The organism is uncultured Aquimarina sp., assembly GCF_947495315.1.
In the GTDB taxonomy this organism is placed as follows: Bacteria; Bacteroidota; Bacteroidia; order Flavobacteriales; family Flavobacteriaceae; genus Aquimarina.
Genome location: NZ_CANLYD010000001.1, coordinates 451,123 through 474,492 on the forward strand (window position 1 = coordinate 451,123; position 23,370 = coordinate 474,492).

General features: G+C 33.2%; 17 protein-coding genes. 3 read left to right on the forward strand and 14 right to left on the reverse strand.

The window, feature by feature from the left end:
• Positions 1–180: 180 nt before the first annotated feature.
• The 5 genes from Q0910_RS01965 to Q0910_RS01985 all read right to left on the reverse strand — a co-directional run bounded on the left by Q0910_RS01965 (position 181) and on the right by Q0910_RS01985 (position 11,663).
• Positions 181–1,953 (reverse strand): long-chain fatty acid--CoA ligase, encoded by a 1,773-nt coding sequence (locus tag Q0910_RS01965; protein WP_299211880.1) that lies wholly within the window; start codon positions 1,951–1,953, stop codon positions 181–183.
• A gap of 283 nt (positions 1,954–2,236) precedes the next feature.
• Positions 2,237–4,636, reverse strand: coding sequence for a M14 family metallopeptidase (locus tag Q0910_RS01970; RefSeq protein WP_299211883.1), 2,400 nt, complete (start codon positions 4,634–4,636; stop codon positions 2,237–2,239).
• A 157-nt stretch (positions 4,637–4,793) separates the two neighbouring features.
• The gene (gene purL / locus Q0910_RS01975) at positions 4,794–8,462 is read right to left on the reverse strand and encodes a phosphoribosylformylglycinamidine synthase (protein WP_299211886.1); all 3,669 of its coding nucleotides are present in this window, start codon (positions 8,460–8,462) and stop codon (positions 4,794–4,796) included.
• A 154-nt stretch (positions 8,463–8,616) separates the two neighbouring features.
• The gene (locus tag Q0910_RS01980; protein ID WP_299211889.1) at positions 8,617–10,434 is read right to left on the reverse strand and encodes an endonuclease; all 1,818 of its coding nucleotides are present in this window, start codon (positions 10,432–10,434) and stop codon (positions 8,617–8,619) included.
• A 20-nt stretch (positions 10,435–10,454) separates the two neighbouring features.
• Positions 10,455–11,663 (reverse strand): RsmB/NOP family class I SAM-dependent RNA methyltransferase, encoded by a 1,209-nt coding sequence (locus tag Q0910_RS01985; RefSeq protein ID WP_299211893.1) that lies wholly within the window; start codon positions 11,661–11,663, stop codon positions 10,455–10,457.
• 76 nt (positions 11,664–11,739) lie between these two features.
• Between Q0910_RS01985 and Q0910_RS01990 the strand changes: the two genes are divergently transcribed.
• Entirely contained in the window at positions 11,740–12,801 is a 1,062-nt protein-coding gene (locus tag Q0910_RS01990; protein ID WP_299211895.1) for an oxidoreductase, read from the forward strand.
• A 230-nt stretch (positions 12,802–13,031) separates the two neighbouring features.
• Here Q0910_RS01990 and Q0910_RS01995 read toward each other — a convergent pair whose 3' ends face one another.
• From Q0910_RS01995 to Q0910_RS02030, 8 genes are all read right to left on the reverse strand, one after another.
• Positions 13,032–13,475: a sensor of ECF-type sigma factor gene (locus Q0910_RS01995; RefSeq protein WP_299211898.1), complete on the reverse strand. Its 444-nt coding sequence runs from the start codon at positions 13,473–13,475 to the stop codon at positions 13,032–13,034.
• Positions 13,476–13,485: 10 nt separating this feature from the next.
• The gene (locus Q0910_RS02000) at positions 13,486–14,130 is read right to left on the reverse strand and encodes a hypothetical protein (RefSeq protein ID WP_299211900.1); all 645 of its coding nucleotides are present in this window, start codon (positions 14,128–14,130) and stop codon (positions 13,486–13,488) included.
• Between the two features lie 31 nt (positions 14,131–14,161).
• Entirely contained in the window at positions 14,162–14,704 is a 543-nt protein-coding gene (locus Q0910_RS02005) for an RNA polymerase sigma factor (protein ID WP_299212674.1), read from the reverse strand.
• 685 nt (positions 14,705–15,389) lie between these two features.
• Positions 15,390–17,222 (reverse strand): ABC transporter ATP-binding protein, encoded by a 1,833-nt coding sequence (locus tag Q0910_RS02010; RefSeq protein WP_299211903.1) that lies wholly within the window; start codon positions 17,220–17,222, stop codon positions 15,390–15,392.
• Positions 17,223–17,252: 30 nt separating this feature from the next.
• Positions 17,253–18,980: a phospho-sugar mutase gene (locus tag Q0910_RS02015; RefSeq protein ID WP_299211906.1), complete on the reverse strand. Its 1,728-nt coding sequence runs from the start codon at positions 18,978–18,980 to the stop codon at positions 17,253–17,255.
• A gap of 223 nt (positions 18,981–19,203) precedes the next feature.
• Positions 19,204–20,151 carry a glycosyltransferase family 2 protein gene (locus tag Q0910_RS02020; protein WP_299211909.1) on the reverse strand — a complete coding sequence of 316 codons (948 nt, stop codon included), beginning with the start codon at positions 20,149–20,151 and terminating at the stop codon, positions 19,204–19,206.
• Between the two features lies 1 nt (position 20,152).
• Complete coding sequence (locus Q0910_RS02025; protein ID WP_299211911.1) at positions 20,153–20,662, reverse strand: DUF4199 domain-containing protein; 510 nt, start codon at positions 20,660–20,662, stop codon at positions 20,153–20,155.
• Positions 20,663–20,876: 214 nt separating this feature from the next.
• On the reverse strand, positions 20,877–21,401 hold the full coding sequence (locus Q0910_RS02030; RefSeq protein WP_299211914.1) for a DUF4199 domain-containing protein: 525 nt from the start codon (positions 21,399–21,401) through the stop codon (positions 20,877–20,879).
• A 398-nt stretch (positions 21,402–21,799) separates the two neighbouring features.
• Between Q0910_RS02030 and Q0910_RS02035 the strand changes: the two genes are divergently transcribed.
• A complete protein-coding gene (locus Q0910_RS02035) occupies positions 21,800–21,967 on the forward strand; it encodes a hypothetical protein (RefSeq protein ID WP_299211917.1) in 168 nt (55 codons plus the stop codon).
• Positions 21,968–22,110: 143 nt separating this feature from the next.
• Here the strand turns inward: Q0910_RS02035 and Q0910_RS02040 are convergent, their stop codons facing one another.
• The gene (locus Q0910_RS02040; protein WP_299211919.1) at positions 22,111–22,644 is read right to left on the reverse strand and encodes a DUF4199 domain-containing protein; all 534 of its coding nucleotides are present in this window, start codon (positions 22,642–22,644) and stop codon (positions 22,111–22,113) included.
• 230 nt (positions 22,645–22,874) lie between these two features.
• On the opposite strand from Q0910_RS02040, the gene Q0910_RS02045 reads away from it, so the two are divergent.
• Positions 22,875–23,348, forward strand: a complete 474-nt coding sequence (locus Q0910_RS02045) for a hypothetical protein (RefSeq protein ID WP_299211922.1) — start codon at positions 22,875–22,877, stop codon at positions 23,346–23,348.
• The last annotated feature ends 22 nt before the right edge of the window (positions 23,349–23,370 follow it).

A 23,370-nucleotide genomic window follows, 5' to 3' on the forward strand; every position in this document is an offset into this window, starting at 1 on the left:
TATGGTGTAAAGGTAAGAAAAATTTATTATGCACGCATAGTAAATTATATAAAAAATTGTGAAAAGAGAAAGTAATTTACATTTTTCTGTTGAATTAATAAAAAAACTCCCCATAAAATGAGGAGTTTACTGATTTAAAGTTAAAGTTTTACACTATACATTTGTAATCAGTGAATTGAATTAGCCATAAATTTTACTATATAGATCTTGGTATTTTGCCTTGATCACTCGTCTTTTTAGTTTCATAGTAGGAGTGAGGTGTTCTGCTTCAATGCTCCATTCGTCTGATGTAAGTTCGAATCTTTTGATACGTTCCCACTTTCCGAATTTTTCATTATGCTCATCAACTTCTTCCTGTACGCGATCAATTACGGTTTGGTTACTTACGATTTCCTCATTTGAATTCCCGATGGAAATATCTTTTCGACTTGCCCAATCCTTTACAAATTCAAAATTTAGTTGAATAAAAGCGGCAGGCATTTTTTCTCCATCACCGATAACCATTATCTGTTCGATAAAACGTGATTGTTTCATCGCATTTTCTATTACCTGAGGAGCAACATACTTACCTCCTGAAGTTTTGAACATTTCTTTTTTACGATCAGTAATCCTTAAGAAACCTTCACTGTCTATTTCTCCAATATCTCCAGTGTGGAAATATCCATTTTTCAGAACTTCTTTACTTTTTTCTTCATCCTTATAGTAACCGATCATTACTTGTGGTCCTTTTATAAGAATCTCACCATCTTCGGCAATTTTAACCTCTGTTTCGGGAAGCATTTTTCCTACGGTACCAATTTTAAAACCTCTGTCTCTAATATCATTTACAGAAATTACAGGTGATGTCTCTGTTAATCCATAACCTTCCATTACGCTTATACCTGCAGCATTAAAAACTCGAGCAAGTCTGGATTGTAACGCGGCACTTCCTGATGCAATTACTTTTAGATTTCCTCCTAATGCTTCCTGCCACTTGCTGAAAATTAGTTTTCTTGCAATACCTAATTTCTTCTCATACCACCAGCCATTAGCTCCATAAGGTTCATATTGTAATCCTAGTTCTACAGCCCAGAAAAATAATTTCTTTTTTACACCTGTTAGATCTGCTCCTTTAGCAATGATTTTATCATATACTTTTTCCAGCAATCTAGGAACAGCTGTCATCATATCAGGCTGTATCTCTTTTAGGTTGTCGCTTATTGTTTCCAGGGATTCAGCAAAATAGATACCTATACCTCTATACTGGTATAAATACATTAACATCCTTTCATAAATATGACAAACAGGTAAAAAACTCAATGCTTTAACTTCTCCGTCGAATTCCGAAAATCTAGTAGAACTATGCAAGGCGTTAGTTACTATGTTTTTATGACTTAACATAACTCCTTTTGGTCTACCTGTAGTTCCAGAAGTGTATATTAAGGTAGCGAGATCATCTTCTTTTACGGAAGCCATTAACTTCTCTACTTCTTCTTGATTACTATCATCGCTTCCGAGTTCTAAAACTTTATTCCAGCTATCACAGCCTTCCAGATCATTAAAAGAATACACTTCTTTAAGAGAAGGTACATTATCTTTTATGTTTTTTACTTTTTGTAAAACTTCATCATCAGATACAAAACAATATACAGATTCAGAATGGTTTAAAACATATTCATAATCTTCTTGAGAAATAGTAGGATAAATAGGTACATCCTGAGCAGCAATTTGCAACACACCGATGTCAACAATATTCCATTCTGTTCTATTATTAGAAGAAATTATGGCAACTTTATCATTTGGTTTAACACCTAATCGCAATAAACCACGGCTGATTTGGTTTGCTTTTTCTACATATTCCTTAGAAGAAGTAGCAACCCACTTTCCATCATATTTTGTTATTAAAGCTTTGTCTAAATTGTATTTCTCTAGTTGATAATGTGGAAAATCAAATAATCTAGTAATTGTATTCATACGTTGTTTCAGATATGTTTTTTCTCTGTTTGTAAAGACCTTCTAAATTTAAGAATTATGTTTTAAAAAACGTAACCCTTAACTGTTATAATAAAGTTGTACAACAAATTTGTTTAATATAATCAAAATTCTCCGAATTCTTATGCGCTAGAGAATTTTAAAAACTACTATGCGTGCATAGTTTCGCAAATTATAAAAAATATCACAATACACAACCCTAATATATAAAAAAAGGAGCTATCTTTTGATAACTCCTTAAGTTTTATGGGTTTTAATTGAAGAATTATCGTTTTAAAATTTTAAAAGTTTTGATGTTACCATTTATTTCTATCGTTAGGAAATACAATCCAGAATTTAATTTTGAGATATCAAGCTCTTGATCTCCAGAAACTTTACTTTTAGTAGATACCTCTTGTCCAATCAAATTTCTTAGGTGTAGGCTAAAATTAGTGGAAGATGAAGGAGAAATTTTTAAAATATCTTTAACTGGATTAGGGAAAATTTTGAATTCAGAGAAGACATTATCTTGAACATCTAATACATCTTGATTTATAGAATTTACAATCAGATTATCAAAAAAGAAACCATCTTCTTCAGTATTACCATCAGAAGCAAATTGAAAACGAACTTTGATAGTTTCTCCAAGATAATCACTAAGGTTAATTTCTTCTAGTACCCAATCTGCCTGGGTTCCATCATACAGAGGCTCGCCTGTTGGTTGCCCTGCATTCGTACTACCAGAGTTCGTGAATTTTCCGCATTGTGGAATCCAGGAGCTTCCATTATCTATTGACACTTCGAATTGTGCATAATCCCAGTTGTTCTCGATATCCCATTTTGCATAAAATTGAACATTTGCAAATGCCGCATCACTAAGATCTATATTTTGAGAAAGTTCGATTGTCTTATTTTGATTAGCACTATAGTTTCCATTAGGAGATTCGGTTATTGAAGCATTAGCTGATACAAAGGTAGCCGTGGTGGTAGACCAGCCAGACTGTGTGTAATCAACTAAACTATTAGCGTCATTGTTAACAATACTCTGCAGCTCGCCATACTTTTTAGTAATATTTACAGATTCTGTAATGGCACCTCCATCAAGGAGAATTGTATAGGAAATGTCATCGCCAATTTGGACTGAATTATTGATGTTTATTTGAATGTTATCAGATATATCCGTGCCAATTTGTGTGTTGGTATAGCTTTTGGAACTGCCGATACTCGTAATATTTCCAGACACTGGTATGATATTTACGGTAAAATTTCCATTGCCAGTTACACCAAGTCTTTTAAGTGTGTAATTAGCATTAAAAGAAGTGTTTTCTCCGATAAATATATTTCCGGTACTTTCTATTTGAGCATAATTATTGGTCATTTTAGCGGCTGTAAGATTTAGATACATCATTTCTTTACAGATTCCGTCTATTTGATTAGAAGCTGGCCAGAATGAAGTTCCAACTTCTGGAGTGAAAGAAAATATTTTATTGTGCGGTTGTGTAGTTCCGCCGTACATAAAATCATCACTATCTCCCGCAAAAGGAGCATCTCTTAAAGGATTATAACCATTCTGGGATGTAAGTTCTGCACCTATTGCTATATACGTATTTTCATCTGGAGTAGGTGTGTTATCAGCATAAGAGTACGGAAAGTACAGCAACTCACCAAAAGTGTGATTGTTTAAGGCGATAACAAAATTATGTTGCTCCGTAAACCATTTCATAGCTTGATTTTCTACTTCAGAAAATGCGCTTGTACCATGATATGTCTGAGCATTAGTATTATTTGAAGATCCAGGACCTCCCCAAGTTGCGTTAGCAGAATTTCCATTTGGATAATGATCATAATTACGATTGTTATCAACGCCATGAGTATTAAACCTGTTTTTCCTCCAAAGTCCACCACCGTTAGGATTAGTTACTTGGTTGTACAGATATCCATCAGGGTTTAACACTGGTATAAAGTAAAGTTCTGTATTGTCTACAATTTGTTTAATATCTGGATTAGAATTATAGTTCTCTAATAGATACCACATATAGTAAATAAGCTGAGATAAACTTGCGGGTTCTCTAGCGTGATGAATTGCATCATATAGTATTTCTGATTCATTCTCATCTACATCGGGGTTGTCAGAAATGCGTACCCATTGTATCGTGTTACCGCCAATAGAAGGACTAACAGAATTGTCAGGAGTTCCATTTGTTACAAAAGTCCCAATATTTGATCTCTCAGAAATCAGTGTTGGATATTGAGCGCGCATGGCATCGAGATTGTCCAACATTTCCTGATATGTTAAATATCCACCCATGGATCCTAACGAAAAATTAGATGGAGTAGGGTAGTAAGTCGTAGTTCCATTACCGGAGGGGCATGTTAAGTTTTGTATGGCTTTTTGGGTTTTGGCAATTTCATTTCTTTTAATAAAATCTGCTTCTGCGTCTTCTATTATAATGTCGACTTGGAAACCAAGATTTCGTGCAGTTTCAATTTCTGTTGATGAGAAATCCGAAATAATAAAAATTCCATGTTTATGCTGGCCATGATCCATGGGAACTCCTGCTTCCATCAGTTTTTTAAAATTCTGAGGAGTATTATATGTGATTTTAGCTTTGCTATATGTTGGTTTTGTTTGAGAAATAGCAAAAGCTGAAACCAATAGAAATAGGGTTATAAGTATTTTTTTCAAGGTTTACGTATTTAGGTTTAAAAAGGGTTGTCGATACTTTTGTAAAAATACTGATTAAATTGTCATAGTTTATAGCACTTAAGCCAGCAGTACAGTTACTAGTATATAACAGTTGTATAGCAATAAACCCTAAATAAGTTTTAAATAAAAGTCAGAATTACTTTGTATCCTCAATCCATAACCTAGCATTTACAAAAGCTTCTATCCAAGGTGACACCTCATCTTGTCTTCCTTTTGGATAGTTCGCCCAGTTCCATTGGAATGTTGAACGCTCGATATGAGGCATCATTACTAAATGACGACCTGTAGTATCACACATCATAGCAGTGTTATAGTCTGATCCATTAGGATTGGCCGGATATCCTTCATATCCATATTTTGCAACAATGTTATATTGATCCTCGGGCAGCGGAAGGTTAAATTTCCCTTCTCCATGTGAAATCCATACACCGAGCGTGCTTCCTTCTAATGAAGATAGCATTACAGAGTTGTTCTCCTGAATCTTGACAGAAGTAAATCCACTCTCGTGTTTTTGAGAATCATTATGGTGCATTTTTCCGTGTTCGCTATGCTCAGGATTGATTACTTCTAATTCCATAAATAATTGACAGCCATTACAGATCCCAACTGATAATGTGTCTTCTCTTTTGAAAAAGTTATTCAAGGCGGTATTGGCCTTTTCATTATAAAGGAAAGCGCCTGCCCAGCCTTTAGCAGAACCAAGAACATCACTATTCGAGAATCCACCTACAGCGCCTATAAACTGAATATCTTCTAATGTTTCGCGACCAGAGATAAGATCGGTCATATGCACATCTTTTACATCAAAACCAGCCAGATACATAGCATTGGCCATTTCACGTTCAGAATTACTTCCTTTTTCTCTTATGATAGCGGCTTTTGGTCTCTCGACTCCGTTTGAAGTAATAGGAAGTTTTCCTGTAAAATGTTTTGGAAAAGTGTATTGTAATGATTGCTTAGCGAAATTTTCAAAACGATCCTTTGCTAGATTATTAGCGGTTTGCTTTTGATCTAAAAGACATGATGTTTTAAACCATGTTTTTCTCAGCGATTCAATATCAAAGTTATAAGAATCGTTTGAGTTTTTAATTTCTAAGGAAGCTTTATTAGTTACGCTACCAATATTGAAGAATTCAACACCGTTTTCAGAAAGAACTGTTTCTATATCGGAGTTGGCAATGCTTTGGAACACGATTCCTGCATTTTCTGCAAAAAGTAATTTGATAGTATCTTGTTCTCCTATTTCCGAAAGATCTAATGTTGCACCTAAGTTAACATCTGCAAAACACAATTCTAACAAAGTAGTAATTAAACCACCAGAAGCTACATCATGACCCGCTACAATTTTGTTATCTCTTATTAATTGCTGAATTGTATTAAAGGTGTTTTTAAAATTTTGTGCATCTCTAATGCTTGGAGCTTCAGAACCTATTTTGTTAACTACTTGAGAAAAAGAAGATCCTCCTAGTTTATAAGTGTCCTGAGATAAGTTAATATAATAGATGTTTCCGCCATCTTTTTGAAGCACAGGCTCTACTACTTTGGTAATATCATTACAATTACCAGCGGCAGATATGATAACCGTTCCTGGAGAAATTACTTCTTCATTTGGGTATTTCTGCTTCATGGAAAGAGAATCTTTACCAGTAGGTACATTGATCCCTAAATCAATAGCAAAATCCGAAATTGCTTTTACAGCTTTATATAAACGAGCATCTTCTCCTTCATTCTTACACGGCCACATCCAGTTAGCGGATAAAGAAATAGAATCTAATCCATCTTTTAGTGGTGCCCAAACGATATTAGTTAAGGCTTCTGCTATAGAGTTTTTACTTCCTGCTTCCGGATCAATAAGTCCAGAAATAGGGGAGTGCCCTATAGAAGTAGCAATACCTTCTTTAGAAGTATAATCCAAGGCCATTACTCCGCAATTATTAAGAGGTAATTGCAGAGGTCCGGTACATTGTTGTTTAGCAACTTTTCCTCCGACACAACGGTCTACTTTGTTTGTGAGCCAGTCTTTACAAGCAACAGCTTCTAGTTGTAATACCTGCTCCAGATAGGTGTGAAAACGTTCTTTTTGGTATGAAATATCCTGATAATTGCGATCGATGGTTTTATCATTCATGATCGTTTTAGGAGAACTACCGAACATATCTTCTAAAGCCAAGTCCATAGGTTTGTCACCTTTAGTCTTGGATTCGAAAGTAAAACGGTCATCACCGGTAACATCTCCTACCTGATACATTGGAGAACGCTCACGTTCTGCAATACGTTCTAAAGTGTCAATATCTTTTTTCCCGATAACTAATCCCATTCTTTCCTGAGACTCATTACCAATAATTTCTTTGGCTGATAGTGTAGGGTCACCAACAGGAAGTTTATCAAGGTCGATTTTTCCTCCGGTTTCTTCTACCAGTTCAGAAAGACAATTAAGATGTCCTCCAGCTCCATGATCGTGAATAGAAACGATGGTGTTTACATCGCTTTCTACCATACCACGGATGGCATTGGCAGCGCGTTTTTGCATTTCTGGATTAGAACGCTGAATGGCATTCAATTCGATACCGCTGCTAAATTCTCCTGTGTCTGCTGAAGAGACCGCAGCTCCGCCCATACCAATTCGATAATTTTCACCACCAAGAATGACAATCTTATCTCCGGTTTCAGGTATGTCTTTAAGTGCTTGTTCAGCTTTACCATACCCAATTCCACCAGCCTGCATAATCACTTTGTCAAAACCTAGTTTACGGGCATCTTCTTCATGCTCAAAAGTAAGTACAGATCCAGTAATTAGTGGTTGTCCGAATTTATTTCCAAAATCGGAAGCTCCGTTAGAAGCTTTGATTAGTATGTCTACAGGTGTTTGGTACAGCCATTTTCTTTCTTCCACAGATTGTTCCCAAGGTCTATTTTCTTCTAATCGTGAGTAAGAAGTCATATAAACAGCTGTTCCTGCTAATGGTAAAGAACCTTTTCCTCCAGCGAGGCGATCTCTGATTTCTCCACCAGAACCTGTAGCAGCGCCATTAAATGGTTCTACGGTTGTTGGGAAATTATGAGTTTCAGCTTTTAGCGAAATAACACTTTCAAAAGGTGTTTCTTGATAGAAATCTGGTTTATCAGCACTTTTTGGAGCAAACTGGGTAACCTTTGGGCCTTTTACAAAAGCTACGTTGTCTTTATATGCAGAAACAATATCGTTAGGATGTATTTCTGAAGTTTTCTTTATTAATTTAAAAAGAGAAGTAGGTTGCTCTTCTCCATCAATAATAAAGGTACCATTGAATATTTTGTGTCTACAGTGTTCTGAATTGACTTGAGAAAACCCGAATACTTCAGAATCTGTTAATTTTCTTCCTATTTTTTTCGCTACTCCTTCCAGATACGCAACTTCTTCTGGACTTAGTGCTAAACCTTCAGCTTTATTATAAGCCTCTATATTGTCTATTTCAAGAATTGCTTCTGGTTCAATATCTATAGTGTATATGTCTTGATTTAGACTACTATATTTTTGAGAAAGCATTGGATCAAAGTCAGTGAAACTCTCTGATATCGATTGAAATTCTTCAATTCGAATGATTCCTTCAATCCCCATGTTTTGGGTAATTTCCACAGCATTAGTACTCCAGGGTGTAATCATTGCGGCGCGTGGACCAACAAAAAAAGCGTCAATGGACGCCGAGGATATTTTAGGTTGGTTGCCAAATAACCATACTAATTTTTTGATATTTTCTGTCGAGATTTCATTAGTGGTTTGTACCGCAAATACATTCTCATTTTGGTTTCCGAAGAAGTGGATCATGCTTCCAGACTTTGTGTTGTTTTTAATAAGCTGCAAATTTACTGTTTTTCTTTACAAAGTATTGTATAAAACTTAATAGGAATAATAGAGTTATTCACTAAATTCTAAACAATGAACATAAATAAAAAAAGCGGCTAAATTGCCACTTTTCATTTTATCGTATAATTACTTTTTTGGTAATACTCCTCTGAGATGAGATAATCTCCACTAGTAGCATTCCTTGAGGGAGACTTGATAACTGAATAGTCTCTTTAATATTCTTCTTAGAAACAATTTGCTTCCCTGTAATATCATAAATGTTTAATTCGCTAGTAGCACCATTAGGAATATTAATAGTGATAGAACCATCTATTGAAGGATTTGGATACACTGTTATTAGGTCATCCAGATCCAAATCATCGACTCCTAAGGTAGGGTCATAGCAAGTCCAAGATAGATCATCAATGATTACTCTATCACTAGTTGTTGCTTTGTCTGTAAAGGAAATTACAACATTTCCTGTAACATTAATATCATTAATAGTTGTGGTTTCCTCTGTATCACCATATGGAATTGTTCCTACAGCAGTTCCGTTAACTTGTACAGTAAATGTTCCACTACCACCACCAAATGCTCTAATGGTAGTTACTGTTAAAGAACCAATACCTCCTGAAATCGAAGGAGCTGTAAGCTCTCCATTTCTAATAGTAATTGCAGCATCTGTAAGAGTTTGATCTGTTCTAGCGTCTGTTGCGGTCCAGGTTCCTCCATCATCACCTGTCCACATACGATCAAGATATTGACTGGATGAAGCTCCTATGTTGGTAAAGGTTTCTGAAGCACAATCACCGCCGCCAGTTCCTCCAGCTAAGGTTGTGCCATTTACTGAATTACTTTGTGCAGATTCGTTTCCAGCTGCATCTTTTGCTAAGACGGTAAAAGAGTACGTAGTTTCAGCACTTAAACCGTTAACAGTTGTGCTGGTAGAAGCAACAGATTTATTAAAAACTGAATTTACATATACATCATATTCTGTTACAGTGGTATTATCGGTAGAGGCTGTCCAGGAAAGATCAATGTTATTAGAAGTTTCATTAGATACCATTAAATTGGTTGGAACCGTTGGTGCTTCTGTATCTACTGTTACGCTCCATATCATTTGTACATATTCTGGATGATCAATGAAAGGATTTCTATTGTTCTGTCTTGCAAAAATAGCATCATTTCTATCCATTTCTCTTGTAGATACAGGATCCTGTAAATGCCAGGTTACAAGAATATTTAAAAAAGTATCATCAAAAACCTGATCACTAGTTCCATTAAACATAGTATATGAGTACCCCGCTACATTATCCTCATATCGAGTTGCAAAGTAGAAATGCATTCTTGCAATATCTCCTTTAAATTCGTCTATGGGCTCGAAAACCGTAGCAGTATATCCAGCAGAATATCCAGCATCTAAATTGTTACCTCTTTTAGAGTCATTGGTGGTTGTTAAATTTGGAGTCTCTACTCTTCCAAACGGGAGACTACCACGTGCACCATTTACAAATTTATCAGAAGGAACTACAAAATGAGCATCAGAACGTTGAGGAGTAACTTGATTAAAAACAGATTGCGGAATTATATGTTCACGGTTATAGAATTCTCCTTCAGAAGTTCCGCCAGATCCTGGATCCTGATCGGTAAAATGAGTGTATTCATAAGAATCGGTACCACCTGGTTTTTCAGAATACATGTCCAAAACACTACCATTATTTTCATAATACGAATCGGAATCTGAAGTTACATATGTTGTATATAATCCAGCATAACCGGGATCTGTAGATTGAAATTCTGGAGTTAAACCATCGTTGTCACTATCAATAATATTTTTTAGTTGCGTTTTTAGGGAGTATCCTGATCCGGTTGCAGAGTCATAATATCCTGATGGAACTTGACTAAAACCAAAATAAAATGCACAAAGAGCAATTAAAAGTAATCTTGTTTTCATTGTTTGTTGCGTAAGTTGAGTTATTTTCTTTCTAGTAGTGCCATATAAAATCCATCAAATCCGGATTCTGAAGAGAGCACTTTTTTATCTTTTACAAAGATAAACTCTTTTCCTATTTCTTTGGTTAAAAATGCTTTAACCTGTTCTTGGTTTTCTGAAGGTAAAATAGAACAAGTGGCGTATACTAATTTTCCACCAGGTTTTACCATTTTGGAATAGCTTTCTAATATCTCCGATTGCGTTTGCCTGATTTTATCTAGAAATTCTGGTTGCAATTTCCATTTGGCATCCGGGTTTCTACTTAAAACACCTAATCCACTACAAGGAGCATCGATTAAGACACGATCGGCTTTACCATGTAATTTCTTAATATCCTTAGTGCTTTCGATAGTTCGGGGTTCTATGTTGTGAGCACCTGCACGCCTCGCTCTTCTCTTAAGTTCTTTTAGTTTGTTACTATAAATATCCATAGCAATTACCTGGCCTTTGTTCTCCATTAATGCAGCCAAGTGTAGTGTTTTTCCACCAGCTCCTGCACAAGTATCTACTACGCGCTGACCTGGTTTTACTTCTAAGAAATCAGCCACTAATTGCGATGATCCATCCTGTACTTCAAAGAATCCCTTTTTAAAAGCTTCTGTAGAAAATACATTTGCTCTCTCTGTAAGTTGAAGAGCTGATGGATATCCTTTGATAAACTCTGTGTCTATATTTTCATCTTCAAGAATTCCTCTAAGCTTATCTCTGGATATTTTTAGAGAATTAGCTCTAAGAACTACCGGTGCTTGCTGATTTAAGGCAGCAATTTCTTTATCCCATTTAGCTCCCAACTCTTTTTCTCCTAATTCGTCCATCCAATCCGGTATGGATTCTCTAAATTTACGTGTATTGCTTAATTCATCAAAACGACCTTTGATACGTCTGGTAGGAGTAGGGATAATTTGTTTCCAGTCTGGTAATGTGATACCTCTTAGTGTTGCCCAAACAGCAAATATTCTCCAAAAATTTTCTCTGGAAAAGGGTTCAGAAACATCAGCTATTTCTGCATACAGACGTTTCCATCGTACGATATCATAAGTCGTTTCTGCAATAAAACTGCGGTCACGAGATCCCCATCTTTTATCACGCTTTAGTAATTTTTGAACTACTTTATCGGCATAAGCTCCTTCATTAAATATTTCAGTAAGTCCATCTATAACAGCAAAAACCAAAGTTCTATGTAAACGCATTGTCATTTTTTTTAAGGTTTGCAAAGGTAATCCTTTGCATTAGAATAGTCTTATATTTGATTCAAAAATATTGGGTATGAGATTTTTACTATGGTTATTAATTGTCGCGCTTCTTTTTAATTGTGGTTCTAAAGAACAGAAATCAGTTCGACACAATTTCTCTGAAGTAACTGTCGAGACTATTTTTAGTGATTCAACTAGTATCAGAGCTATAGAAATAGACGATAATCTATTAATGTTTGCTGGTAGTAATGGTGTGTACGGAACTTTTGGAATAGATGATAAGCTTGCTATTAAGAATAAAAAAATCAACACGTTAGATTTTGAAGAAAAGAAAATGCACTTTAGGGCTATTGCAGATATAGAAACTGATTTTTTTATACTGAGTATTGCATCACCGGCTTTATTATATAAAATTAATAAAGGAACAGGAGAAACAAAGTTGGTGTATAAAGAAGATCATGAAAAGGTATTTTATGATGCTATGGCATTTTGGAATAATAAAGAAGGAATTGCGATGGGAGATCCTACCGATGGATGTTTATCCATTATTATTACCAGAGATGGAGGAGAGACCTGGAATAAAGTTTCTTGTGAAGGTTTACCAAAAACAAAAGAAGGCGAAGCGGCTTTTGCAGCTAGTAATGGAAATATAGCAATTGTTAATGATCATACCTGGATTGTTTCGGGTGGTATAAAATCGAGAGTCTTTTATTCATCTGATAAAGGGAATAACTGGCAAGTTTTTGAAACTCCAATAATACAGGGAACCGAAACAACTGGAGTATATTCAATCGACCTTTATGATGAAAGTAATGGGATTGTTTTTGGAGGAGATTATACAAAACCTGAGGATAACAAAAGAAATAAGGCTGTCACTACTGATGGAGGTAAAACCTGGAATTTGGTAGCAGATGGAGTAGGAGCTGGATATAAAAGTTGTATTCGATACATCCCCAATGGAGGCGGTAAAGAAATGGTAGCGCTAGGTTTTACTGGAATCTCAATTTCTAATGACTCAGGAAATTCATGGAAAGATATTAGTAAAGAGAGCTTTTATACACTTCGATTTATAAATGATAGTGTGGCAGTGGCATCAGGAAAGAACAGAATTGCAAAATTGATTTTTAAACCCTGATTATGTATTGGAACTTCGTTATGAAAGTTTCAACCGCTATAAAATATAATGTTTTATAAGTTTCAGCATAGCATTGCTATGGTTAAGCTTAAAAACATAGTGAAACGATATGTTTTGCAGTGATTGGAAGTTGTAATAGATTTTCCAATACATAATCAGGGTTAAACAAAAAAGTAAATGATAAAGGGATCTCATTTACTTTTTATTCAAAATCAGCAAGATTTTTATTGTCAATTTCTTTGTCGTCTATCTCTCAATTGTTTTAAAAGACGTTTGTTAAAGTCCCTCTCAGCTTTAACCAATTTTAGAATTTTCTTATGAGAAATGACTTGTCTTAGATCTGTAATTAGTTTTTTACGAGCATTTAACTTTTGTTCTTCTCCTTTTATGTGGTTTCTTAAAAATTCTTCAGCTTCTTTTTCACTCAAACCTTCTGGTCCATAAACATCTTTTATTGATCTAATAGATCTACGTTCTTCCTTTTTAAGACTTTCCATGGTTTCGTCGTGCTCGTTGTAAATAGGCCAAAATTGTTGAGCTTCCCTACTGCTTAAATTTAATTGTTCTGTTATATAAGCTATTTTTAAAGCTTTTACTCTTTCTCTTGAGTCTCTTTGGGAATAGGAAACATTAATAGTAAAAACAATAATAAATAGTAATAGTATCTTTTTCATGTGTTCTTTTTTATTCAACATATATAATCTCATCAGCTAACTCTTCATCAGATAAATAATCTTCTAATTCTTCATCACTTAATTCAGTATTGCCAAATGTATCGGTTAAATTAGTTTGATCATCCAATAATTCGGCAATTTCTGCATCACTGAATTCTGCATTTCCTTCCTCAAAATACTCCTGAATATCGGCAATGTCAATACTGTCAAAACTAAAAGAATTATTTTCTTTATTTATTGAGATAGATATAATAATAGCAATCATAGCTGCAATACCAGAAACGTATAGTATTTTTTTTCTAGAGAATAGAGACACTATGTTTGTTTCCTTATTTACAGTCACTGTCTTTTGTAAAATGGTCTCTTCTATATTTTCAAAATACTTTTTAGGTGTTGTTAAGCCTGTTTTTAAGTTACTATCAAGTATGGAAGCTTCTTTTTCTTTAGAATTGAGTTTTTCCATAAGCTGATCCTCAAAAGTATTGAAATAGTCATCAGGTACATTTAGACCAGAGGATATCGTATCAGATAATAAAGAAGAGTTTTTATCATCGTCTTGAGAAATTTTCTCAAAAAGTTTCTCTTCGAAATTATCGAAGTAATCTTTTGGAACTTTAAATCCTTTCTTGTTGTTATGTAAATTATTCTTTTTCACTATATATAAGACGATGTAAATGTAAAAAGGTTTAATTAGTTTTTAAGAATTCTTCAATTTTTTTAGAAGCTAGATGGTACGAAGCTTTTAAGGCTCCTTCACTAGTCTCCAAAATTTCAGATATTTCTTTGTATTTCAATTCCTGAAAATATTTCATATTAAATACCTGTTGCTGTTTTCGGGGTAATAAAGCAATTGCCTTTTGCAATTTGAGTTGAATCTCATCACCTTCAAAATATACATCCGCTTCCAGGTTTTGGATTAGCTGTCGCTGTAATTCTTCATTACTTATATTATATTTTTTTGCCTTTTGGTTTAAGAAGGTAATAGATTCATTGGTAGCGATTCTATACATCCACGAATATAACTTACTATCTCCTTTAAACTTTGATATATTTTTATATACTTTAATAAACACGTTTTGCAATATATCATCCGTATCATCATGGTTTTTTACCATATTTCTAATATGCCAATACAATCTCTGTTTATAAACACCAACAAGCTTGCTAAAGGCAATATTGATGTCTTTATCTGTTTGCAGGGCAATAAGTAAGTTTTCTTCTTCTTGAATATTCAAAAGTAAAATATAGTTTTAATGGTAGTTCGTATGCGTTACCATGATATAAGACTAAAATACATAAAAAAGGTTTAATATGATGGTTAAAATAAATTTTGTAGGAAAATGTAGGAAAATAATATAATTTTTTAGTTAAAAGTATGTTTTTTTAGATAAAAAACATTGAATGTTTGGTGGATTAAAAAAATATAGTATCTTTACACCGTAATAATGAGTTATCACTTTCATTTTCCCCAAGATGAAAGTTTTTAATAAAAGTGAGTTTTAATTTTAGATTAAGCCCCTAAATTAAGATGATTTGTGTGAAGAAAAAGAGCGTGGAGACGCTCTTTTTTATTTTATATACTTTCTTTGTGAGTTTTCTATTGGAATAGTTCGATATTTAAGTTCTTTGATTTTCTTGTAAGTTTTAGATTACAAATATGGGATTTTTAGCTTAAACAAGTGTTAAAAAGTATGTTTTTTTAGATTAAATACACAAAATGTTTTGTCGTATTCTAAATTGATTGTATATTTACAAAGTAAAAATGAGTTAGTACTTTCATTTTCCCCAAGATGAAAGTTTTTAATAAAAGTGAGTTTTAATTTTAGATTAAGCCCCTAAATTAAGATGATTTGTGTGAAGAAAAAGAGCGTGGAGACGCTCTTTTTTGTTTTGTATATATATGGTATTCAGGATCTAGCTGTCAAAAGATTGCATGGTGACTAATTTCTGATATGCACCATTACTAGCTATAAGTTCTTCGTGAGTCCCTTGTTCTACAATATTCCCTTTTTGCATTACAACGATTAAATCCGAATTTTGTATAGTAGATAGTCTATGTGCGATTACGATGCTGGTTCTGTTTTTCATCATATTCTCTAAAGCTGATTGTACCAGTCGTTCACTTTCTGTGTCTAAAGCTGAAGTTGCTTCATCCAGAATCATAATAGGAGGGTTTTTTAGAACAGCTCTTGCGATAGAGAGTCTTTGTTTTTGTCCGCCACTTAATTTATTACCGCTATCACCAATATTGGTTTCTATACCTTTAGGAAGGTCTTTTACAAACTCCCAGGCATTCGCTATTTTTAAAGCTTCTAATATTTCTTCGTCAGACGCGTTTTCATCTCCAATAAGCAAATTATTTTTGATCGTATCATTAAATAAAATAGAGTCTTGAGTCACCAATCCCATTAATCCTCTTAAGGATTCTTTAGTGATATCTCTAATATCAATACCATCTATTTTGATGGCTCCTTTATTTACATCATAGAATCTCGTAACCAAATTGGCTATTGTGGATTTACCACTACCGGATTGCCCAACGAGTGCAACGGATTTACCTTTAGGAACATTAAGAGTAAAGTCGTTTAGCACATATTCATTCTCGTATTTAAAGGAGATGCCTTCTAAAAGAATATTATCTTCAAAATTGTTTTTGTCAACTGCTCCAGGCTTATCTTGTAATGGAGATTCTGTGTTTAAGATTTCCAGCACACGTTCAGCTGCAGCATTACCTTTTTTCACTCCATAGTTGGCCTTAGAGATTGCCTTAGCAGGAGTTAAAATATTATATGCTAAACCAATATATGCTAAAAACATTTCTGCTTCTAAAGTTTTGCTAACAAACACTAATCTTCCTCCATACCATAGCAATACAGAGATCACGCAAATTCCCAGGAACTCACTAGTTGGAGAAGCTAAATTCTGTCGATTTAATAAGGTGTTTGAAAATTTGAAAAACCTTGATGTAGATTCTTTAAACTTGTTTCCAAATATTTTTTCAGCATTAAACCCTTTAATTACTTTAAGTCCACCCAAGGTTTCTTCAACTACCGATAAAAAATAACCTTGTTCTTTTTGAACTTTATCAGAGTGCTTTTTTAATGTTTTACCAATTAAGGAAATTAGAAACCCTGAAACCGGAATAAAAATGAATACAAATAATGTAAGTGTTGTACTCAGGTAAAACATAAATATTAAGGTGAAAAGAATGGTAAGGGGTTCTCTAACTATTAGTTCTAGAATTGATAAGAAAGAATGCTGTATTTCTAATACATCGGTAGAAATCCTGGCGATAGTATCTCCTTTTCGTTTTTCAGAGAAAAAGGATAAAGGTAGACTAATGGTTTTTTCGTATAGTTCATCTCTGATGTCTCTTAATACGCCATTTCTTAGAAATGTTATGAAATACATGGCTAAATAATTAAAGAGATTCTTGAGCATAAATATGGCAATAATAGCTATTATCATATAGGTAAGGACATATAATTCGCCTCTTGAAGCTATGTTTTCTGAAATAAAACAATTTAACGAATCCATTAAATAATCCTTGGAACTAGCAATGCCCTTCCATACAGGTTCGGGATACACCGTATTTTTTTCCTTATTAAACAATACTTTAAGCATGGGAATTAATGCTATAAAGGACAATGCACTAAAAAGCGCATAAAAAATATTACATATAATATTTAGAATCCCGAAAGATTTATAAGGTTTCGCAAAGCGAAGAATTTGTTTAAAATAGTTCATTAATTATTCAGAAACGGTGATTGCCGTTATTTAAGTTAATTGTAAATCTTTTTTGATAGCTTCTATTTTACGGTCTAATTTTCCTTGCACTTTATCAAAATCTGCAATAGTTGCTAAAGACTCTTGTACACTTATATAGAATTTGATTTTTGGTTCGGTTCCGCTTGGTCTTGCGGCGATTTTACTTCCTGCTTCGGTGTAAAAGATTAATACATTGGATTTAGGAACATCTATAGTTTGCTCCGTGCGATCTTGGGTGTTTTTAGCAACACTCGTTTGATAATCCTCGATTAATACTATTTTTTCGTCGTTAAGCTGTTTCGGAGGATTATTTCTTAAATCGATCATCGTTTGTTTTATCTCCTCAGCACCTTTAATTCCTTTTTTAACAAGAGAAATCAGACTTTCTTTATAAAACCCATGATCAGTATATAGTTTTAATAATTCTTGATAAAACGAACTGCCATGAGATTTTGTATATGCCACTATTTCACAAGCTAATAGGGTAGAGGTAACGGCATCTTTATCACGAACAAAATCACCAACCATAAAACCAAAACTTTCTTCTCCACCACCTATAAAGTGTTTTTCAGGGAAGTCTTTAATGAGTTTAGCAATCCATTTGAATCCTGTAAGAACCTCTTTATATGCTACATTATAGGCTTCGCCAAGATTTCTCATCATCGGAGTTGAGACGATGGTAGAAGCAATAAATTCATTACCGTTTAAACCTTTTTCTTTATAGTGTTTTAATAAAAACCAGGTCATTACTACCATGGTTTGGTTTCCATTCAGTAATTGTAATTCTCCATGATTATTACGTATCGCGATTCCTAGTCGATCACAATCCGGATCTGTACCGATTACGATGTCCGCATCTACTTTTTTAGCCAATTCCATCGCCATAGCAAGTGCTTCCGGTTCTTCTGGATTTGGAGATTTTACCGTTGGAAAATTACCATCAGGTTTTTCTTGTTCTTTTACGATGTGTACGTTTTTATATCCAGCTTTTTCTAATGTTTCCGGAACCGCAGTAATAGAAGTACCATGTAATGAGGTAAATACAATAGTAGTATTATCTTTTGCTTCCTGAGTTGCAGCAAAGCTTCCTTTTTTAACGCTATTTTCTATAAAAGGATCATCAATTTCTTTATCAATTTTCTGAATTAAATCACTGTTCGCATCAAACTTAATATTTGCATAATTCAATGAATTAATTTCAGCAATAATCTCACCATCTTGCGGGGGAACTAATTGTCCTCCGTCTTGCCAATACACTTTATATCCATTATATTCTGGTGGATTATGGCTGGCGGTTAATACGATTCCGCAATGACAATCTAATTCTTTTACGGCGTATGATAACTCTGGTGTTGGTCGTAAACTAGAGAATAGATATACCTGGATTCCGTTAGCAGAAAATACATCAGCAACAAGTTGCGCTAATGTGTCACTATTTTTTCTACAATCATAGGCTATTACAGCTTTTGCTTGTTCTCCAGGAAATTCTTTTTTTAAATAATTACTTAAACCTTGTGTGCTTTTTCCTAAAGTGTATTTATTAATGCGATTTGTTCCTACACCCATGATGCCACGCATACCACCTGTACCAAATTCTAAGTCTTTATAAAAACTCTCTTTAAGAATTTCGGTATTGTTTTGTTTTAATTGTGAAATTTCTTCTTGCGTTTGAGTATCAAAAACAGGTGATAACCATTCTTCAACTCTAGTGTTTATTAAGGAATCTGAAATCTGCATTCGTTTATGTTTTGGTAGCAAAAATACTATTTAATTTTGTTTTGGAAGCTCCTTTAAAAAGGATGTGCTCCGTTAAATTTAAGTTATGTGCGTAGAGGAACTTCTTTTTTTAAGAAAAACCTCCCAAATAGACAGTTTTTGGTTGAAAATTACGTCACCTTGAGTGAAATTCTGTAAGAATTTTGTATCGAAAGGAAGTAACTTCCTTAGAACGATTTCAGATTTAGAGATGTATTTTCTCAGAAATGTTATATCGTTCTTTATCTCTCTTGCTTGTTAAAATGATTTCTCCCAGAAATCCAGCTAAGAAAAACTGTGTTCCTAATATCATGGATGTCAATGCTACATAGAATTCAGGTCTTTGAGCAATTAATCTTCCTTTTTTTTCTATAAAAAGTTTGTCAATTCCCAGATACAGAGAAAAACAAAACCCAACAATAAAAAGAATGGTGCCAATCAGTCCAAAGAAATGCATTGGACGCTTACCAAAGCGAGACATAAACCAAATGGTAATTAAATCTAAGAAACCATTTATAAAACGGCTCATCCCAAATTTAGTTTTACCATATTTTCTTGCCTGGTGTAGTACTACTTTTTCACCAATCTTATTGAAACCAGCATTTTTTGCCAATACAGGGATATAGCGATGCATTTCTCCGTGCACATCTACATGTTTCACCACTTGATTTTTATATGCTTTTAATCCGCAATTAAAATCATGTAATTTTAGGCCTGATGTTTTTCTTGCGGCAGCATTAAATAATTTTGAAGGTAAATTTTTAGCGATTACAGAATCATATCGTTTCTTTTTCCATCCAGAAATCAAATCATAGTTATCTTTGACAATCAGGTCATACAATTCAGGAATTTCTTCTGGATTGTCTTGTAAATCGGCATCCATGGTAATGACCACATCACCTAATGCTTCTCCAAAACCTGCATGTAATGCCTGGGATTTACCATAATTTCTTAGAAATTGTATTCCTTTTACGTTTTGGTCTTTTTTAGATAAAGTAGTAATGGCATCCCAAGATCCATCTGTACTACCATCATCTATAAAAATGATTTCATACGAATAGGAGTTGGATTGCATCACTTTTGCGATCCAATCATATAATTCGGTAAGCGATTCCTGCTCGTTAAGCAACGGTATGACAACAGAAATATCCATATTATTTTGATGCTGAATTAGTTTTAAAAACGGAACCTCCAATTAAAGATATTACAGCTCCTAAAAATATAAACCAAATTGTATACATAATAACACCAATATAAGATTTACTAGTGTCTTGATTATCAAGATTTTGTTTTACTTGATCCAATTGATCAGGAGAAAATTGTTCTGTGAATCGTAACTGTGTATTTACTTGAAAATCAGGATCGATATAGATATCATAAACGTATGCCATAGAGCAATAGCATAGTCCAATCACTCCCATAATAATGATACCACTTTTTAAGGCATCTATTATAGTTAAAGTACCTTTTAGGTTTTTATACTTTTTAATTACATATATAATGATGATAATCTCTAGTATAAAAGCGATCAAAAACGTAAGATAGTATAGAATAGGAGAGAGCTCTAATATTCTCGATAGGTAGTCCAAAGTCACTCTGGCAATACCAGATACAAGGGCTATGCCAAGGATATAGTTAAGAAAATTTTTATGAGAAATCCCCATTGATGATTTAGTAAAATGATTTGGTTGACAAATATAGGTATTCCATTAATAGAAAATATGAACTCATCTTGACTTTCTGTTTTGAATCGAAAAATTTGGCTTTTGTACTGTAATTTTATAGGCTAAATAATAAGTTATGATGAGTTCTGTAATAAAAAAATTGGATTGCCATATTGACAATCCAATTGTATTTTTTTTAAAAATTATAAATGTTTTAATATAACTCTTCTTTCTTCTGCATTATCAATCCAGAAATTAGAGAAATAATGAAGCCAAAAAATAAGCTACCTATTATAGAAAAAGCAATACTTATATATGGGCTACTAAATTTTTCAATCATGGCCATACTCTGATCAACAACTTCTTCTGTCATGTCAGGATTTTCGAGCATTTTTTCTCTCTGAACTTCTAGAACTTGCTGCGTATAATCAGGTTCGATCACAGTAGTTAATGTCAAAGTCCATATTGAGCTAACAAGACCTCCAATAAGTGCAATCCCAATGCCTATTTTTAAAGCATCAGTTAATGTTAGATATCCTCTATTATGCGTTTTATATGTTTTTAATCCATATAGTATAACTCCAATAAGGATTAAGAACCCAATTACTGAATAAATCCAATGAGGATCTGTATAAGAATTTGTTACATACAATACAACACCTAAAACAATTGAAAGAATACCTAGCAGTATTCCATAGTTTATGATGATTTTCTTTGCAGAATTGTTCTCATTTTCCATAATTATATAGTTTTGGTTATTTAGATATAACACATAAGTACATAAATGTAATAAATTGTTACAAAATAGTTGGAAAAAGATGATTGTGTACTAGATTTAATTTGATCTTTTTGTTCTATTATGGTTCATTGTTGTTGTAAATTTTAAATGAAAGAAAAAACCTTCTTTTTTTTATGTTTTTTTTATTTTATCAGTTTAAATGATGTTTTAATTAGATGTTTTGCGTTTTTATTTAGTTTTAAAACCCTTTGACTTTGTTGGTTTAAAATAAATTAGTAGTTTTACTCGGGGAATTTTATGAATAAATATTTTATTCAAGATCATTTTAAAACAAAAGTATCAGGAGTAAGCTGAAAATCCTTAAAAGAGTAAGCAAATAATTACATAAATTTAATAAAATGAAGAGTATTTTGGAATTCAAAGGAGTAAAAGTATTAAACAAACAACAACAACAAACTGTTAAGGGTGGTAATGGATCTGATGTATGTGCAGCTGCTTCCACATCAGGATCTTCTCTATTGGGAGGCTTAGTTGCGTGGGTCTTTTGCAGAGACAATAATGAATAATTATTAAACCTTGGTATTAAAAATTCCCTAAAACCCTTTAGGGAATTTTTTAAGTATTTTTCTGAAATTCAAATATCATCTCTGTTGTATTGTCAAAATAAGATTTATTACAAAAATAAAGTAGAGTACCAGAGTACCAGGGATTACCTAAAAGGATCTCTTTTTCTTCTCATAATAAGGCCACCGATAAGTGAAAATATAAAACCTATGAATATATCTTCTGCTAAAGCACTTACAAGCATTATAATTGGAGATTTAATTTTATTGGTAAGTTGGATTTTTCTATCCATGTTTTCTAGGGTAAAATCTTTAGCTTCTTTTGCGATTTTCTTTATTTGATTTCCTTCAAGCTGGGTTATTATTTCAGGATCAATGACTTTAAGAAATAAAATTTCCCATAAAGTAGCTATAAGACCTCCTAATACGGTTATTCCAATACCTATTTTTAATGCCTCTCCTAGACTTATGTATCCTTCGTTATTTTTTTTAAACATTAATAGACCAGACATAATGCTGGTTACAGTTACAATCAAAAGAACAATTAAATTAATCCAACCTTGTACAATATAGCTACCGGCTAAATATGAAGCAAGACTAAAAATAATAATAGCTATTCCTAGAAAAATTCCATGTTTTATGGTATACTTTATCATAGGAATATTCTTACTTTTTTTCACGATTTTTTACTTTTTTTATCCTCATCTATTACCAAATATACTAAAATGTTAATAGCAAATTGAGGATTTTCTATTTTTTGTACGGATAATTACTTAAAAAAGCTTATATTTACGTTGTAGGATTACGGTTAAACCGTCGTTTTTGTTGTTTTTTACAAGTAATACAAAATAAATGAAAAAGCGTATTTTAACTGTTTTTTTTTACTTTTTAACTCCCAAAATATTGGCTTATGAAAACAAAATTATTTTATATAACTAGTTTTATACTTGTTTTTTTTACTTCCTGTTCAGTGGACGAAAACTCCAATGTGCAATCCATAAATGAAAAAGAGATAAAGATAAAAAGTTTTTTAGATGCTTTTTCTAAAATTGCAGTAACCTCTCCAAGTTACTCTAAACTTTTAGATGGTATTAAAACTAAATCATCTTCTGGCTTGACAGCAGAAGAAATGACGGTGTTGGAGCAAGAGTTTTTAAGTCTGCAGAGTCCAGAATTTACTGAATTGTATAATTATATTGTGGATTTGAATTTATCAGAAGATGAAATTAGAAGGATTGTATTAGCATACTTATCTGATCGAAATAATAACAATATTTCTGAAATTAAAAGTGATGAATGTGCTTTTGGTGAAGGAGGTAGCGGCGCTTCTAGCTCTATACTGGCTATAATTATTAGTATCTTATGTGAAGATAATAAAGTATAGGATTATTTTAAAGATTAGCATG